Source organism: Pseudonocardia sp. MH-G8, from assembly GCF_002262885.1.
GTDB lineage: Bacteria > Actinomycetota > Actinomycetes > Mycobacteriales > Pseudonocardiaceae > Pseudonocardia.
The window spans coordinates 22,674-37,780 of record NZ_NKYF01000028.1 but is presented as its reverse complement, the minus strand read 5'-3'; the positions used below and the strand labels follow the sequence as shown (position 1 = coordinate 37,780).

13 protein-coding genes are annotated in these 15,107 nt (G+C 74.0%); 9 read left to right on the top strand and 4 right to left on the bottom strand.

Features of this window, described 5'->3' with window-relative positions; translation table 11 throughout:
• Positions 1-8: 8 nt before the first annotated feature.
• A complete protein-coding gene (locus tag CFP66_RS38055; protein WP_094930219.1) occupies positions 9-782 on the bottom strand; it encodes an oxidoreductase in 774 nt (257 codons plus the stop codon).
• Positions 783-860: 78 nt separating this feature from the next.
• Here CFP66_RS38055 and CFP66_RS38050 point away from each other — a divergent pair, with 78 nt between their 5' ends.
• Positions 861-1,439 (top strand): TetR/AcrR family transcriptional regulator, encoded by a 579-nt coding sequence (locus CFP66_RS38050; RefSeq protein ID WP_094930298.1) that lies wholly within the window; start codon positions 861-863, stop codon positions 1,437-1,439.
• A gap of 15 nt (positions 1,440-1,454) precedes the next feature.
• On the opposite strand, the gene CFP66_RS38045 is transcribed toward CFP66_RS38050, so the two are convergent.
• A complete protein-coding gene (locus CFP66_RS38045) occupies positions 1,455-2,399 on the bottom strand; it encodes an o-succinylbenzoate synthase (RefSeq protein WP_094930218.1) in 945 nt (314 codons plus the stop codon).
• 271 nt (positions 2,400-2,670) lie between these two features.
• Positions 2,671-4,146 (bottom strand): NAD(P)/FAD-dependent oxidoreductase, encoded by a 1,476-nt coding sequence (locus CFP66_RS38040; RefSeq protein ID WP_094930217.1) that lies wholly within the window; start codon positions 4,144-4,146, stop codon positions 2,671-2,673.
• 72 nt (positions 4,147-4,218) lie between these two features.
• On the opposite strand from CFP66_RS38040, the gene CFP66_RS38035 reads away from it, so the two are divergent.
• Positions 4,219-4,812: a TetR/AcrR family transcriptional regulator gene (locus CFP66_RS38035; protein WP_094930216.1), complete on the top strand. Its 594-nt coding sequence runs from the start codon at positions 4,219-4,221 to the stop codon at positions 4,810-4,812.
• A 90-nt stretch (positions 4,813-4,902) separates the two neighbouring features.
• A complete protein-coding gene (locus tag CFP66_RS38030) occupies positions 4,903-5,646 on the top strand; it encodes a siderophore-interacting protein (RefSeq protein WP_094930215.1) in 744 nt (247 codons plus the stop codon).
• 10 nt (positions 5,647-5,656) lie between these two features.
• On the opposite strand, the gene CFP66_RS38025 is transcribed toward CFP66_RS38030, so the two are convergent.
• Positions 5,657-6,346, bottom strand: a complete 690-nt coding sequence (locus CFP66_RS38025; protein WP_094930214.1) for a DUF2461 family protein — start codon at positions 6,344-6,346, stop codon at positions 5,657-5,659.
• A 131-nt stretch (positions 6,347-6,477) separates the two neighbouring features.
• On the opposite strand from CFP66_RS38025, the gene CFP66_RS38020 reads away from it, so the two are divergent.
• From CFP66_RS38020 to CFP66_RS37995, 6 genes are all read left to right on the top strand, one after another.
• Complete coding sequence (locus CFP66_RS38020) at positions 6,478-7,218, top strand: response regulator transcription factor (protein ID WP_094930213.1); 741 nt, start codon at positions 6,478-6,480, stop codon at positions 7,216-7,218.
• Positions 7,215-8,618 carry a cell wall metabolism sensor histidine kinase WalK gene (locus tag CFP66_RS38015; RefSeq protein WP_094930212.1) on the top strand — a complete coding sequence of 468 codons (1,404 nt, stop codon included), beginning with the start codon at positions 7,215-7,217 and terminating at the stop codon, positions 8,616-8,618. The genes CFP66_RS38020 and CFP66_RS38015 overlap by 4 nt, the downstream gene beginning before the upstream one ends.
• Before the next feature lie 170 nt (positions 8,619-8,788).
• Complete coding sequence (locus CFP66_RS38010) at positions 8,789-10,033, top strand: bifunctional glycosyltransferase family 2/GtrA family protein (RefSeq protein ID WP_094930211.1); 1,245 nt, start codon at positions 8,789-8,791, stop codon at positions 10,031-10,033.
• On the top strand, positions 10,030-11,985 hold the full coding sequence (locus tag CFP66_RS38005; RefSeq protein ID WP_094930210.1) for a glycosyltransferase family 39 protein: 1,956 nt from the start codon (positions 10,030-10,032) through the stop codon (positions 11,983-11,985). Before CFP66_RS38010 ends, CFP66_RS38005 begins: the two co-directional genes overlap by 4 nt.
• A 142-nt stretch (positions 11,986-12,127) precedes the next feature.
• Positions 12,128-13,174, top strand: coding sequence for an alcohol dehydrogenase catalytic domain-containing protein (locus CFP66_RS38000; RefSeq protein ID WP_094930209.1), 1,047 nt, complete (start codon positions 12,128-12,130; stop codon positions 13,172-13,174).
• A gap of 285 nt (positions 13,175-13,459) precedes the next feature.
• Positions 13,460-15,106, top strand: coding sequence for an AMP-binding protein (locus CFP66_RS37995; protein WP_094930208.1), 1,647 nt, complete (start codon positions 13,460-13,462; stop codon positions 15,104-15,106).
• Position 15,107 lies beyond the last annotated feature (1 nt).

The window sequence follows — 15,107 nt, the reverse complement described above, 5'->3', positions numbered from 1 at the left end:
GATCGGCCTCACACCACCGGGATGATTCCGCCGTCGACCCGGAACTCGGCTCCCGTGAGCCACTTCGCGCGGGAGGATGCGAGGAACGCGATCATCTCTGCCACGTCCTCGGGATCGCCGGGCCGGCCCATCGGAACGTTCAGGTGGTCCACGATCTGCTGCTGCACCTCGTCCACCCCGACGCCCTGCCGATCGGCGATGCGCCGAAGGTGCGCGACGGCGCCCTCGGTGGCCACGAAACCCGGCAGGACGCACACCACGCGCACCCCGTGCTCACCCACCTCGGTCGCCAGCTCGCGGCTGTAGGTGTTGAGCGCTGCCTTCGCCGCCGCGTAGGACGCCTCGGTGCGCTGCGGCAGGCGGCTCGCGATCGACGAGACGTGCACGACCACGCCGGAGCCCCGCTCGACCATCCCCGGAACCAGAGCCCGGTCGAGCCGGACGGCGCTGAGCAGGTTCATCTCCAGGTCCGCACGCCACGACTCGTCGGACCGCGTGAGGGTGGGCGCCGGGGCGCTCGCTGCGCCCGCGTTGTCGACCAGCACATCGACCCCGCCCACGCTGTCGAGGACCCGCCGGCCCAGTTCCGCGACTCCGTGCTCCGTGGCGAGGTCCGCCGGGATGAAGGTGGCCGGCAGATCCTCCGGAGGCGCGCTGCGCGAGGCGGTCAGCACCGTGGCGCCTGCAGCGGCGAACCGACGGGCAGTCGCCTCACCCAGACCGCGGCTGCCCCCGGTGACCAGCACGCGAAGGTCGCCCAGCCCCTCTTCCGAAACCAGCATGGAAGCACTCCCCAGTAAGATGAACTTGACTCCGGAACCATACATAAGCGGAGCCGGACTCATCTTATGGAGGCACTGTTGCGCTCGTCACGTCCACTGCGCGCCGATGCGCGGCGCAACCGCGACGCGCTCCTGGCCGCGGCACGCGAAGCCTTCCTCGGCAGTGAGGCCGACGCTCACGTGGAAGAGATCGCCCGGAGAGCCGGAGTGGCGGTCGGAACCCTCTACCGGCACTTCGAGACACGCGAAGCCCTCATCGAGGAGGTCTATCGCCACGAGGTCGACGAGATGTGCGCCACACCCGCGGAGTTCCTCGACCAGCACGCGCCGGACGAAGCCCTGCGGCGCTTCCTCCTGCTGCTCGTGGAACACGCAGCCGTGGGCAAGGGCATGGCCGTCGCGTTGGAGAGCATCATGGCGACGGACTCACCCGTCTTCGACGACGCCCGCACCCAGATGGCACACGCTCTCGACCAGCTGCTCGAGGCAGGCGCAACGGCCGGCACCATCCGTGGCGGCGTCAGCGGCCGCACGGTGCTGCGCGCACTGGGAGGCGTCTGCGGGATGCACGCCACGGAAGGCTGGCAGGACGAGGCCGTGCGCATCACGGCGATCCTCTTCGACGGCCTGAGGTTCGGGGCACGCAACGCCGGCTGAGCCGGCGGGAGCGGCTCAGCCCCGCGCCAACGCGTCCACCCGGGCCAGCCGCTCCTGCCACCAACGCTCGCGCTCGGGCGCCGCGGGCACCTGGTCGCGCAGCACCGGCTCCGGCGCGCTGCGGGGAACCGGCAGCCAGCCGTCGCGCGGGACGAACGGCTCCGCCACGACGTCCGTGGTGAGCAGTGCGCCGGTGCCGAGGCCGCACGCCATGTCGAGCTGCGGCAGCGCCCCCGCCAGCGCCAGTTCCGCGGCCATGCCCACGCTCGTCTCCAGGGCCGAGGACACCACGCACGGCAACCCGCACGCCTCCGCGACGGCGAGCGCCCGCCGGACTCCCCCCAGTGGCGCGCACTTCAGCACCGCGATGTCCGCCGCCCCGGCGACGGCCACCCGCAAGGGGTCCTCGGCGCGGCGGATGGACTCGTCGGCGGCGATCGGGGTGTCGACGCGGCGGCGCACCGCCGCGAGCTCCTCGACGCTGCGACACGGCTGCTCGACGTACTGCAGCCCGCCCGCCACGCGGTCCAGCTCCCGGATCGCGGTCACCGCCTCGTCGACCGACCATGCGGCGTTCGCGTCCACCCGTATGGCCCCCGCCGGACCGAGGGCGTCGCGGACCGCAGCGACGCGTTCCAGGTCCTCGGGGAGTGAACCGGACGCGTCCGCGACCTTGACCTTGGCCGTGGCGCACCCCGACGCCCGCACGATCTCCTGCGCCCGCTGCGGCCCCACGGCCGGCACGATGCAGTTCACCGGCACCCGGTCGCGCACCGGCTCCGGCCAGCCCTGCTCGGCGGCCTCGCGCGCCGCGGCCAGCCACGGCACCGACTCCCGGTCGTCGTAGTCGGCGAAGGGACAGAACTCCCCCCACCCCGCCGGCCCGCGCAGCAGCATCCCCTCGCGCACGGTGATCCCGCGGAACCGGGTGGTCAGGGGAATGACGTAGACGTCGGGCACGCCGAGCGACCCTACGCGGACGCCCTCAGCCCGGTTCCGCCGCTGAGCACGACACACCTACGCCCAAACCCCGACTCGCGGGGGTGAGACCCCGACTCGCGAGGGTGAGACCCCCGCTTCTGGCGAGTCGCGGCCCCCTCCCCGCGAGTCGCGACCCCACCCCGCGAGTCGCGGCCCCACGCACGCGAGTCGCGGCCCTACCCCCGCGAGTCGCGGCCCTACCCCCGCGAGTCGTGGGGATGTGGGCGCGAGTCGGGATGCGCGTGAGGGGCTACGCCACCAGCTCGTGGTCGGCGGCGCGGACCTTGCGGGTGCGGCGGCGGAAGTCGAACGTGTAGCCCGGCCACAGGGTGCGGTTGCGGCCGTCGTCGTCGAGGTACCAGCTCGCACAGCCGCCCGCGGTCCACACCGAGCCGTCGAGGCGGTGCTGCAGCCCCGCGTTGTAGGCGTCCTGGCGGTCGCGGCGGGTGTCCAGGGCCACCGCGCCGTGCTCGTCGAGGACGCGCAGGGCGTCGAGCACGTAGTTCAGCTGCGACTCGATCATGAAGACCATCGAGCTGTGCCCCAACCCGGTGTTCGGCCCGGTCAGGACGAACAGGTTCGGGAAGCCGGCGACCGTCGTGCCGAGGTAGCCTTCGACGACACCGCCGTCCGCGAGCCGCACGCCGTCACGTCCGGTGATCGCCACCGACTTGCCCACGCCGGCACCGACGGTGAACCCGGTGCCGAAGATGATCGTGTCGACGGCGTGCTCGACCCCGTCGGCGGTCACGACCCCGTCGGGGGTGACCCGCACGATCTTCTCGGTGACGACGTCCACGTTCGGCTTCTTGAGCGCCGGGTAGTAGTCGTTGGACATCAGGATGCGCTTGCAGCCGATCGTGAAGTCCGGGGTTACCTTGGCCTTCAGCTCCGGCCGGCGGGCGAACACGCGGTCCAGGTAGGCGCGCGCGAACCTCTCCACCACGGCCATCCGGCGCGGCTTCAGGAACCCGCTGACCAGCGCCTCGTTGCGCGCGTAGACCAGCGCGCGCTGGAGCTTCTGCAGCATGGGCACGGCGCGGTAGAGCCGCCGGGCCACGGCCGGCACCGGGCGGTCCGGCTTCGGCAGCACCCACGGCGCCGTCCGCTGGAACAGCGCGAGCGTGGCCACCTGCGGTTGGATCGCCGGCACGAACTGGATCGCGCTCGCGCCGGTGCCGATCACGGCGACGCGGCGACCGGTCAGGTCGTGGTCGTGGCGCCACTGCGCCGAGTGGAAGACGGTGCCGGCGAACTCGTCCAGGCCCGGGACGTCGGGCACGGACGGCTCGTGCAGCGCCCCCGTGCCCCACACGACGGCGCGCGCGACCACCCGCGACCCGTCGGCCATGTCGAGCTCCCAGTGCCGCCCCGCCCAGCGGGCCGCCGCGACCTCGGCGCCGAAGCGGATGCGCTCGCGCAGCCCGTAGCGGTCGGCGACCCGTTCGAGGTAGGCGCGGATCTCCGGCTGCCGCGCGAACGTGCGCGTCCACTCCGGGTTGGGCGCGAACGAGAACGAGTAGAGGTGCGACTGCACGTCGCACGCACAGCCCGGGTAGGTGTTGTCGCGCCAGGTGCCCCCGAGGGTCTCGCCCTTCTCGAGGATCAGGAAGTCCTCACGTCCCGCGTCGCGCAGGCGCGCCGCGGCGCCGATGCCCGCGAACCCGCTGCCGACGATCGCTACGTCGACCCTGGTGACGTCGCCACTCTGCTCGGTCTCGTGCATCTGGGTCCTCCTCGACCGGGGGTTACCGCTGGTAAGTTACCACGAGTAAGTTACCTCCGGTAGGGTCACGCCGTGGAGACCCGAACGCCCCGCCGCCGCGTCGGCCGTGCCGAACGCGAGCGCCAGATCCTGGACGCGGCCGTGGCCGTGTTCGGGGAACGTGGGTACCAGAACGCCTCGATGGACCAGGTGGCCGAGCGCGTCGGCGTCACCAAGCCGGTGCTCTACACCCACTTCGGATCCAAGCACGGCCTGCTGCTGGCCTGCATCGCGCGGGCGCGCGCCGAACTGCTGGAGGCCACCTCCGCTGCCGCGGCATCGGCGTCCACGCCGGAGGACATGCTGCGCCGCGGCACCCTCGCGTTCTTCGAGTACCTGCAGCGCCAGGCACCTGCCTGGACCCTCCTCTACTCGGAAGCCGCTGTCGCGGGCGACGCCATCGAGGAGATCCGCGCGCAACAGACCGACTTCATCGCCGCGCTGCTGTCCGCGCAGGCCCCCGACGCCGACGCCCAGCGCCTCACGGGGTGGGCGCAGATCATCGTCGGCGCCTGCGAGCGGCTCGCGCTGTGGCGCGCCCGCGCCGACGTCAGCAGCGAGCAGGCCACCGACTACCTGATGGACCTGGTCTGGACGGGCCTGGCGGACGCGGCGAAGCGCGCGTAGCACCCGAAGCACTCGTACGAACGGCCCGCTCGTACAACGGATGCCGCCGCCGCGAAGCGGCCCCCGCGCCGCACGGCACAATCTCCGGCTGTGAGTACCACCGCACCCCGGCTGCTGCAGGTCCGGCGCAGCGCGCGCGTCACCCCGCGGATGATCCGGGTGACGCTCGCGGGCGAGGAGCTCGCCGGCTTCGCAGGCGAGGGTCCCGACCGGCGGATCAAGATGTTCTTCCCCGTGGAGGGGCAGGAGCGGCCGGCCGTGCCGCGGGCGGCATCGGGCGGGCCGGTGTGGCCTGCCGGTGAGCCGCGCCCGGCCATCCGCACGTACACGGTGCGCCGGTTCGACCCGGCCGCGGGCGAGCTCGACGTCGACTTCGTGCTGCACGAGGGCCACGGTCCCGCCGCAGCATGGGCGCGCGACGCAGAGCCCGGCGCCTGGGTGGGCGTGTCCGAACCCGGGGGCCGCTACGAGCCCGACCCGGCAACGGCCTTCCACGTCGTCATCGGCGACGAGACGGCCCTGCCCGCCGTCGCCACCGTGCTCGAGGCGCTGCCCGCGGGGGTGCCGGCGCGCGCGTTCCTCGAGGTCGCCGACGCCGGCGAGGAGCAGGACCTGCCCGGCGCCGCGCAGCTGCACTGGGTGCACCGCGGCGACGCCGAGCCGGGCGCACCCCTGGCCGCCGCCGTGCGGGCCGCGGACTTCCCGGCGGGCGACGGGCAGGCGTGGCTCTCGGGCGAATCGGCCTGTGTGCGCGACCTGCGCAAGCACCTGCTCGACGAGCGCGGTCTCGACCGTCGGCGGGTCTACGCCACGGGGTACTGGCGCGCCCGCTGACCGAGGCCCGTCAGCCGGCCGGTTCCGGCACCACCGACGGGCGCGGTCGGGGCGCGACCGGCTCGGGCGGTCCGACGTGCGCGTCCAGCCACGCCACCACCGGCGCGGCGGCCCGCCACGCGCGCCGGACCCGCTCGAGCGGCTCGCGGGTGGCGAGCCACTCCCCCGCCGGCCGGTCCTCCCCCAGGGGCCAGGACGTCACCACCTGCAGCCCGCCGTGGCGCAGCAACCCGATGCGCGGGTGGTCGCCCCGGAACCCGCGCGGGGTGCCGCGCAGCGCGCGGCCGCGATCGATCGTGCGCCCGGCGAGGAGCTGCGCCAGCTCGTCGCCTGCCGGCCCGTCGACGGCCGCGCGGTAGCAGCGCAGCTGGCCGCCGTCGAACGACCAGTGCCCGGCCGTCGTCGACAGGGCCTCGGCCGACAGCACGACGGCGAGCGCACACCCACCCGGACTGCGGGCGACCCCGCCGACGTCGGTGCGGTAGGGCGGCACGTCAGGCCGGAACCTGCGGTTGCGGTAGGGCCGCAGGACGCGGACCGGGCCGAACTCCGGCTCCAGCTCGGCCGCGAGCGCGCGCATCGGGCCGTGCGCCCCCGCGTGCCGGTGCCCGTGCACGGACCAGAACTCGCGGGTGTTGTCGGCCGCGATCTCGGCGAGGAACGCGGTGGCGTCGCTTCGCCAGCCCTCGAACGTGGTCATGCCGTCCTCCTGTCGGTGGAAATACCGGCATTGACGACGGCGAGAACCCCGCGGTTCCCTTTTTTCTTCGCACAGCTCGCGCACAGGATCCGCCCATCGAGGCCACAGCCGCGCGGGCGAGGCTGGCTAGCATGGCAACGGTGCGGGGCACGGCTCCTGAGCTGCGACGCGCGGACGGGAGTCCGATCCGCGTCCTCGTGGTCGACGACGAGGCCGCGCTCGCCGAGCTGCTCTCGATGGCACTGCGCTACGAGGGCTGGGACGTCCGGACGGCCGCCGACGGCACCACCGCCGTCCGTCTCGCCCGCGAGCACCGCCCCGACGCCGTGGTGCTCGACGTGATGCTTCCCGACGTCGACGGCCTCGAGGTGCTGCGCCGGCTGCGCGCCGAGACCCCCGAGGTGCCGGTCCTGTTCCTGACGGCACGCGATGCCGTGGAGGACCGGATCGCCGGCCTCACGGCGGGCGGCGACGACTACGTCACCAAGCCGTTCAGCCTCGAAGAGCTGGTCGCGCGGCTGCGCGGGTTGCTGCGCCGCTCCGGGATGACGGCCGCGCGGCAGGGTTCGCAGCTCGTAGTCGGCGACCTGGTGCTGGACGAGGACAGCCACGAGGTCCGCCGCGGCGACGACCTCGTGGAGCTCACCGCCACCGAGTTCGAGCTGCTCCGCTACCTGATGCGCAACCCCCGCCGCGTGCTGTCGAAGGCGCAGATCCTCGACCGCGTGTGGAACTACGACTTCGGCGGCCAGTCCAACGTGGTCGAGCTCTACGTGTCCTACCTGCGCAAGAAGATCGACGCCGGACGGTCGCCGATGATCCACACCGTCCGCGGGGCGGGCTACGTGCTCAAACCGGCGGCAGGCGGGTGAACGGTCACTCGCTGCGCACCCGGCTGGTGGCGGTCACCCTCCTGCTGCTGGCCATCGCCTCGGCCCTGGTCGCGGTGGCCACCACGATCGCGCTGCGCCAGTTCCTGATCCACCGGCTCGACCTCGACGTGCGTGCGGCCACCCGCGTCCTCATCCGCGACGAGCCGGGCGAGTCGCCCACCGTGCTGAGGGACGACCGCGGCCCGCGGCCCCCCGACAGCCTCACGGCCGTGGTCCGGGACGGGGACGTGCTCGCGGCCGCGGTGTTCCCGCTCGGTGGCAGCGTGCGCGATGTTCCCGTGCAGGAGTACGCCGAGCTCGCCGCGATCCCGGTGGGGGAACCGCCGCGCAGCGTGGACCTGGGCCCTCTCGGGGACTACCGCGTCGTCGCCACGCGGACGCCGGTCGGCGACGTCGTCGTGAGCGGCATGCCGGAAGCCCCCGTGCAGGACATCGTGTCCGGGCTCGTGCTCATCGAACTGGTCGTGGCGGGCGTGACCCTGGTCGGGGCGGGCATCGCGGGCGCCGTCGTCGTCCGGCGCGAGCTGCGGCCCCTCGAGCGGGTGGCGGCCACCGCGGCGCGGGTCGGCGCGCTGCCGCTGGACCGGGGCGAGGTGTCGCTCGTCGAGCGGGTGCCCGACGTCGATCCGCGCACCGAGGTGGGCCAGGTCGGCAGCGCCCTGAACCGCATGCTCGACAACGTCGGGTCGGCGCTGGAAGCGCGGCACGACAGCGAGGTGCGGCTGCGGCAGTTCATCGCCGACGCCAGCCACGAGCTGCGCACCCCCCTCGCCGCGATCAGCGGCTACGCCGAGCTCGCGCGACGCGACGCGCTGCCGCAGGACGCGGCGTACTCGCTCACCCGCATCACCTCGCAGGCCGAGCGGATGACCGCCCTCGTGGAGGATCTGCTGCTGCTCGCGCGGCTCGACGCCGGCCGCCCCCTCGAGCACGGCGACGTCGACCTGACCCGCCTCGTCGTCGACGCCGTGGCCGACGCGCACGCCGCAGGCCCCGACCACCGCTGGACGCTCGATGCTCCCGAGCACCCGGTGGTGGTGCCCGGCGACACCTCCCGGCTCGCCCAGGTACTGGCCAACCTGCTCGCGAACGCCCGGACGCACACGCCGGCGGGCACCGAGGTGACGGTCGCGCTCGCCGCCGACGCGGATGCCGCCCACCTGAGCGTCCTCGACACAGGGCCCGGCATCGCCGCGCACCTGGTGCCGCACGTCTTCGAGCGGTTCGCCCGTGGCTCGACCTCCCGCTCCCGCGACACCGGAAGCACCGGCCTGGGCCTGGCGATCGTCCGGGCGGTCGTGGAGGCCCACCACGGCACCGTGGAGGTCAGCAGCCGTCCCGGCCACACCGCGTTCACCCTCCACCTCCCCGCAGCCTGACCCGCCGGCCGGGCTCCCGGCCTCATGATCGGCGTGTCGGCGCGTTCGCGGGTTGAATTCCGCCCGTTATCGCGCCGAAGTACCGATCATGGCTGCTCGGGCGGCCGGCTCACAGCGGGGGCACAGGCGGGCCACACCGGGGCGACAGCGGGCCGGGCGAGCGTCGGGGCATGAGCATCGACACCGCGCCGGCATCCGCGCAGCCCGGACGGTCGGAGCGTCCCGTGCTCGACGTCGTCGTGCCCGTCCTCGACGAGCAGGCGACCCTCGAGCGCTCGGTGCGCCGGCTGCACGAGCACCTCACCGAGCGGTTCCCGTACCCGTTCCGGATCACGATCGCCGACAACGCGAGCACCGACGAGACCCCGGTGATCGCGGCCCGGCTGGCAGGCGAGCTGCCCCACGTGACCGCGTTGCGGCTGGCGGAGAAGGGGCGCGGGCGGGCCCTGCACGCGGCCTGGACCGCCTCCGACGCGCAGGTGCTCGCCTACTGCGACGTGGACCTGTCCACCGACCTGGCCGCGCTGCTCCCGCTGGTGGCACCGCTGGTCTCGGGCCACTCCGACCTCGCGATCGGCACGCGGCTGGGCCGCGGCTCCCGGGTGGTGCGCGGCCCGAAGCGGGAGCTGATCTCGCTGGCCTACAACCTCCTGCTGCGTGGCGCGCTCGCCGCGCGGTTCAGCGACGCGCAGTGCGGGTTCAAGGCGATCCGCGCCGACGTCGCGCAGCAGCTGCTGCCGCTGGTGGAGGACACCGGCTGGTTCTTCGACACCGAACTGCTGGTGCTGGCCGAGCGCAGCGGGCTGCGCATCCACGAGGTGCCCGTCGACTGGGTCGACGACCCGGACAGCCGCGTGGACGTCCTCGCGACGGCCGTGGCCGACCTGTCGGGCATCGCCCGCCTCGCCCGCGCGCTGGCCACCGGTCGCCTGCCGCTGGGCGAGCTGCGGGGCGCGCACGGGCGCGGACAGCTCCCCGGGGTCCCGTCCGGGATGCCGGCCGAGCTGGCGCGGTTCGCGCTGGTGGGCGGGTGCAGCACCCTGGCCTACCTCCTGCTCTACGTCCTGCTGCGCGGCGGGTTCGGGCCGTTCGGGGCGAACCTCGTGGCGCTGGTGGTCACCGCCGTCGCGAACACCGCCGCGAACCGCCGGCTGACCTTCGGCATCCGGGGTGGCCACCGCGCCGTCCTGCACCACGTCCAGGGCCTCGTCGTGTTCGCACTCGGGCTCGGCCTCACCTCCGGGGCGCTGGCCGCGCTCGCGGCATGGGCACCGGGCACCGGACGCGCCGTGGAGCTCGGCGTGCTCGTCACCGCCAACGCGCTCGCCACGGTGCTGCGCTTCGTCGCCTTCCGCTCGTGGATCTTCCGCCGCCCCGCGGCCGCCACCCCGACCCGTCAGGAGACCCCCGCGTGACCACCCTCGCCGCCCCCGAGGCCCCGCCGGTGCGCACCGAACGACCTCGCCACCACCGGCTCGCGCTGGCGGTCCTGCTGCTCGGCACGGCCCTGCTGTACCTGTGGGACCTGGGCTCCCTCGGCTGGGCCAACACCTACTACGCCGGCGCCGTGCAGGCCATGACGCAGAACTGGACCGCATTCCTGTTCGGGTCCACCGACGCGGGCAATGTCGTCACGGTCGACAAGCCGCCCGCGTCGCTGTGGGTCATGGCGCTGTCGGCGCGGCTGTTCGGGCTCTCGGCGTGGAGCATGCTCGTGCCCCAGGCACTGATGGGCGTCGGGGCGGTCGCGCTCCTGCACGCCGCGGTACGTCGGGTGGCCGGGCCGGGGGCCGGGCTGCTGGCCGGGGCCGCGCTGGCCCTGACCCCGGTGGCCGTGGAGATGTTCCGCTACAACAACCCGGACGCGCTGCTCGTGCTGCTGCTGGTCGGCGCGGCCTACGCGGTCGTGCGCGCCACCGGGACCGCGTCCACCCGCTGGCTGCTGCTCGCCGGCGCGCTCGTCGGGTTCGCGTTCCTGACGAAGATGGCGCAGGCGTTCGTGCCGCTGCCCGCGCTCGCGGCGGCCTACCTGGTGGCCGCCCCCGCGGGCGTCTGGCGGCGGGTCCGGCAACTCCTGGCCGCCGGCGTCGCGATCGTCGTGGCGGGCGGCTGGTGGTACGCGGTCGTCGAGCTCTGGCCGGCCGCGAGCCGCCCTTACATCGGCGGTTCCGAGTCCGACAGTGCCCTGGAGCTGGCGCTGGGCTACAACGGGCTGGGACGGATCTTCGGGCGCGAGGGCGGTGCCGGCGGCGGCGGGTTCCTGATGGGCCCGAACGGGCAGGTCCAGCAGATGGGCGCCGGCTTCGGCAGCGAGCCCGGCATCCTGCGGATGTTCGACTCCCAGATCGGCGCGATGGCCGGGTGGCTGCTGCCGGCCGCGCTAGCGCTGCTCCTGGTGGGGCTCTGGCTGACCCGCCGGGCACCGCGCACCGACGCCGTCCGGGCATCGCTGGTGCTGTGGGGCGGCTGGACGGTGGTGACGGCGCTCGTGTTCAGCCTCGCCGAGGGGATCTTCCACTCGTACTACACGGTCGCGCTCGCACCCGGGATCGCGGCGCTCGTCGGCATCGGCGGCACGCTGTTGTGGCGGCGGCGGGCGACGTGGGCCGGCCGCGCTGCGCTGACCGTGGTCACGGCGGGCACGGCGGTGTGGGCGTGGGTGGTGCTCGGGCGGACGCCGGAGTTCCTGCCGTGGCTGCGCTGGGCCGTCGTCGCGGTGGCGGCCGTCGTGGCCTTCGCGCTCCTGGCCGGGATCCGGCGCCGCGGGGCCGACGTCGTCGCCCTCGCGCTGGTGCTGACGACGCTGGCCGCCCCGACGGCGTACGCGCTGCAGGCCGCGGCGGACGGCGGCCAGGGCGGGATGCCGGGCGGGGGCCAGGCACGCTCGGGGACGGGCGGCCCGGCAGGGCCGGACGGCGGGCAGGCCGGACCCGACGCCGGGCAGCGCCCGGGGAACGCGCCCCGCCCGGGCGGCGGCGGGAACCCCGGCACCGTCGACGCGGAGCTCGTGGCGCTGCTCAGGTCGGCGGGAACGACCTGGTCGGCCGCCACGACCGGCGCGCAGAGCAGCGCGTCCCTGGCACTGGCCAGCGACACCACGGTCATGGGCGTCGGCGGCTTCTCCGGCGGCGACCCGGCCCCGACACTGCAGGAGTTCCAGGCGATGGTTGCCGCCGGTGAGGTGCGCTGGTTCGTCGACGGCGGGAGAGGCCCCGGAGGGCCGTCGACGGAGGGGCCGCGGGACCCCGACGGGTCGCAGGCCGGGCCGGGGCGCAACTCGGGGATCGCAACCTGGGTGCAGGAGCACTTCGCCCCGACCATGGTCGGCGGTCGCACGGTGTACGACCTCACGCAGCCGCTCCACTGACGGGCTGCGCGGGCGGAAATCGATGACCGCGCCGGATCGTCGCAGAACGAGACAGTCGGCAGTGAGCGGCGTCTCTAGCGTCGGTCGGACCGACGCGCTCGGTCACCCCGACGAGCTGTGTGCGACCAACGGAGGTAGCAGGATGAAGGCACTCGTTTACCACGGCCCGAACGACAAGGCCTGGGAGACCGTCCCCGACGCTGCAGTGCAGGACCCCACCGACGTCGTGGTCGAGGTCGACATCACCACGATCTGCGGCACGGATCTGCACATCCTGCAAGGCGACGTTCCCGCGGTGACCGACGGGCGCATCCTCGGCCACGAGGCCGTCGGCACGATCACCGAGGTCGGGTCCGCGATCAGCGGATTCTCCGTCGGCGATCGGGTGCTGGTACCGGCGATCAGCCGGTGCGGGCGCTGCGAGTACTGCACCCGGGGTATGCCGTCGCACTGCCAGACCCTCGGCGGCATCGGCTGGATCTTCGGGCACCTCATCGACGGCACCCAGGCCGAGTACGTGCGCGTCCCCTACGCGGACACGTCGCTGTACGCGATACCAGAGGGCGTGAGCGACGAGCAGGCGATCTTCCTGGCCGACTCGCTGCCCACCGGCTACGAGGTCGGCGTGCTCGCCGGCGGCGTCCGGCCCGGCAACACCGTCGCGGTCGTCGGCGCGGGCGCCGTCGGGTTGTCCGCGGTGCTGACCGCCGGCCTGTGGGGTGCATCCAAGGTGATCGCCATCGACTCCAACAAGTTCCGCCTCGAGAAGGCGCTGGAGTTCGGCGCCACCGATGCCGTCGAGGTCGGTCCCGGCACGGTCGGTGACGTGACCGCACTCACCGATGGGCTCGGCGTCGACGTCGCGATCGAAGCTGTCGGCTATCCCGAGACCCTGCTGACCGCCGCCTCCCTGGTCCGGCCGGGCGGCACGATCGCCAACGTCGGTGTGCACGGAACCCCGGTCGAGCTCCCCATGCAGGACATGTGGATCAGCAATGTCACCCTGACCATGGGACTGGTCGACACCGTCTCGATCCCGACCCTGCTCAAGATGGTGGCCGGCGGCCGGATCCCCGCAGAGAAGATGGGCACTCATTCGTTCACCTTCGACCAGATCGGCGAGGCGTACGACGTGTTCAAGAACGCCGCCGCCCACCAGGCGCTCAAGGTCGTCATCACCCCCAGCTGACGCGCCCGGCGCACGTCGGCCGGGTGCGGACATCTCCCGTGGGATCCGGCGAGAACTGTCCGCCGGACGCTCGTTGTCGGCACCGTCGCAGCCGTGGGGTACGCCGCGTCGCTCGTGGAACGGCGTGTATGACGCCGCGCGGCTGAGCGGTCAGGGGCGGGGTGGGCCGGCCGCGGCCCCGGGAGCGCGACGTGGGTCACAACGGTCGGCGTCCGCACCGTGTACCTCACGCAGCCATCGCCCTGACGGGCTGCGCGGTCGGGACGGGCTTGCCAGACTGGCGCCGTGATCGTGGGACGAGTGGTCGAGGGTGCGCGCGCGGGAGCCGAGCAGGTGGTCGGCTCCGCGCGGGCCGTGGTGGCGCTGACCCGCTCCGGGGTGGTGCGCCCGGTACGCCCCGACCGCCTGCTGGGCATGGTGACCGGCCTCCTCCGCTACGGCCTGACGATCACCGCCGGCTACGCGGCCGGGGCGGCACGGCACCCGCACCGCACCGCGATCGTCGACGACGACGGCGCGCTCACCTTCGCCGCGCTGTCCGCCTGGACCGACGCGATCGCACGCGGGCTCGCCGACGGCGGGCTCGGGCCGCGCGCCCGCCTGGGCGTGCTGTGCCGCAACCACCGGGGCGCGATCGCGGCTCAGGTCGCCGCGGGCAAGATCGGCGCCGACGCCGTGCTGCTCAACACGGGCCTGTCGGCGGGTCAGCTCCGCGAGGTGGCCGGGGAGCTCGACCTGCACACGGTGATCGCCGACGAGGATTTCCGGCCCGCGCTCGAGGGGCTGCCCGGGCACTGCCGCGTCGTCACCGACGCCGAGCTCGCCGACCTCGACGGCCCCGGTCCCCTGCCACGCCGCCCGGCTGCGGGCCACACGATCGTGCTGACGTCGGGCACGACCGGCACACCGAAGGGGGCACGCCGCCCGCCGCTGCACAGCATCTCGCCCGCCGCGGCGATCCTGTCGACCATCCCGCTGCGGGCCGCCGAGCCGGTGCTGATCGCGGCACCGCTGCTGCACACCTGGGGGCTGGCCGCGCTGCAGCTCGCCGTGCTGCACGGCGCCCCGATCGTGCTCTCACGCAAGTACACGCCCGCGGAGTTCCTGCGGATCGCCCAGGACCACCGCGTCGAGGCCGTGTTCGCGGTGCCGGTGATGCTGCAGCGGGTGCTGGAGCTGCCCGCCGACGAGCTGGCCCGGGTGTGGTCGTGGCACCACCCGCGGATCGTCGCCGTCAGCGGGTCGGCGCTGCCCGCGGACCTGGCCACCACGTTCATGGACCGCTTCGGCGAGATCCTCTACAACCTCTACGGCTCCACCGAGGTGTCCTGGGTGAGCATCGCGGGCCCGGCCGACCTGCGCGCCGCGCCCGGCACCGCGGGCCGCGCGCCGGTCGGCACCCGACTGGTGATCCTCGGCGACGACGACCGGCCCGTGCCGCGCGGCGAGGAGGGGCGCGTCTTCGTCCGCAACGACATGCCGTTCGAGGGCTACACGCGCGAAGGCGTCGACGTGCAACGGTCCGACGGGATGCTCGGCACGGGCGACGTCGGCCGCCTCGACGAGAACGGTCTGCTGCACCTCACCGGCCGCGCCGACGACATGATCGTCTCGGGTGGGGAGAACGTGCACCCGGGCCCGGTGGAGGACCTGATCGCGGCACGGCCCGAGGTGCGCGAGGCGGCGGTCACCGGCGTCGACGACGAGCAGTACGGGCAGCGGCTCGCCGCCTACGTGGTGCTGGAGCCGGGCGCGCAGGTCGACGCCGACGAGGTGCGGGGCTGGGTACGCGCGGAGCTGAGCCGCTTCGCGGTGCCGCGTGACGTCGAGTTCCTCGACGAGCTGCCGCGCAACACCACCGGCAAGATCGTCCATCGGGAGCTGCCGGCACCCGGTGAGAGGCGTCACCCCACCGGGTTAGGTAAGGCTTAGG

Excerpts from the sequence above, each read along its gene's own strand:
- CFP66_RS38055 (WP_094930219.1), bottom strand. The coding sequence starts at position 782 with ATGCTGGTTTCGGAAGAGGGGCTGGGCGACCTTCGCGTGCTGGTCACC.
- CFP66_RS38040 (WP_094930217.1), bottom strand. The coding sequence starts at position 4,146 with ATGCACGAGACCGAGCAGAGTGGCGACGTCACCAGGGTCGACGTAGCG.
- CFP66_RS38025 (WP_094930214.1), bottom strand. The coding sequence starts at position 6,346 with ATGACCACGTTCGAGGGCTGGCGAAGCGACGCCACCGCGTTCCTCGCC.
- CFP66_RS38020 (WP_094930213.1), top strand. The coding sequence starts at position 6,478 with ATGGCAACGGTGCGGGGCACGGCTCCTGAGCTGCGACGCGCGGACGGG.
- CFP66_RS38010 (WP_094930211.1), top strand. The coding sequence starts at position 8,789 with ATGAGCATCGACACCGCGCCGGCATCCGCGCAGCCCGGACGGTCGGAG.
- CFP66_RS38000 (WP_094930209.1), top strand. The coding sequence starts at position 12,128 with ATGAAGGCACTCGTTTACCACGGCCCGAACGACAAGGCCTGGGAGACC.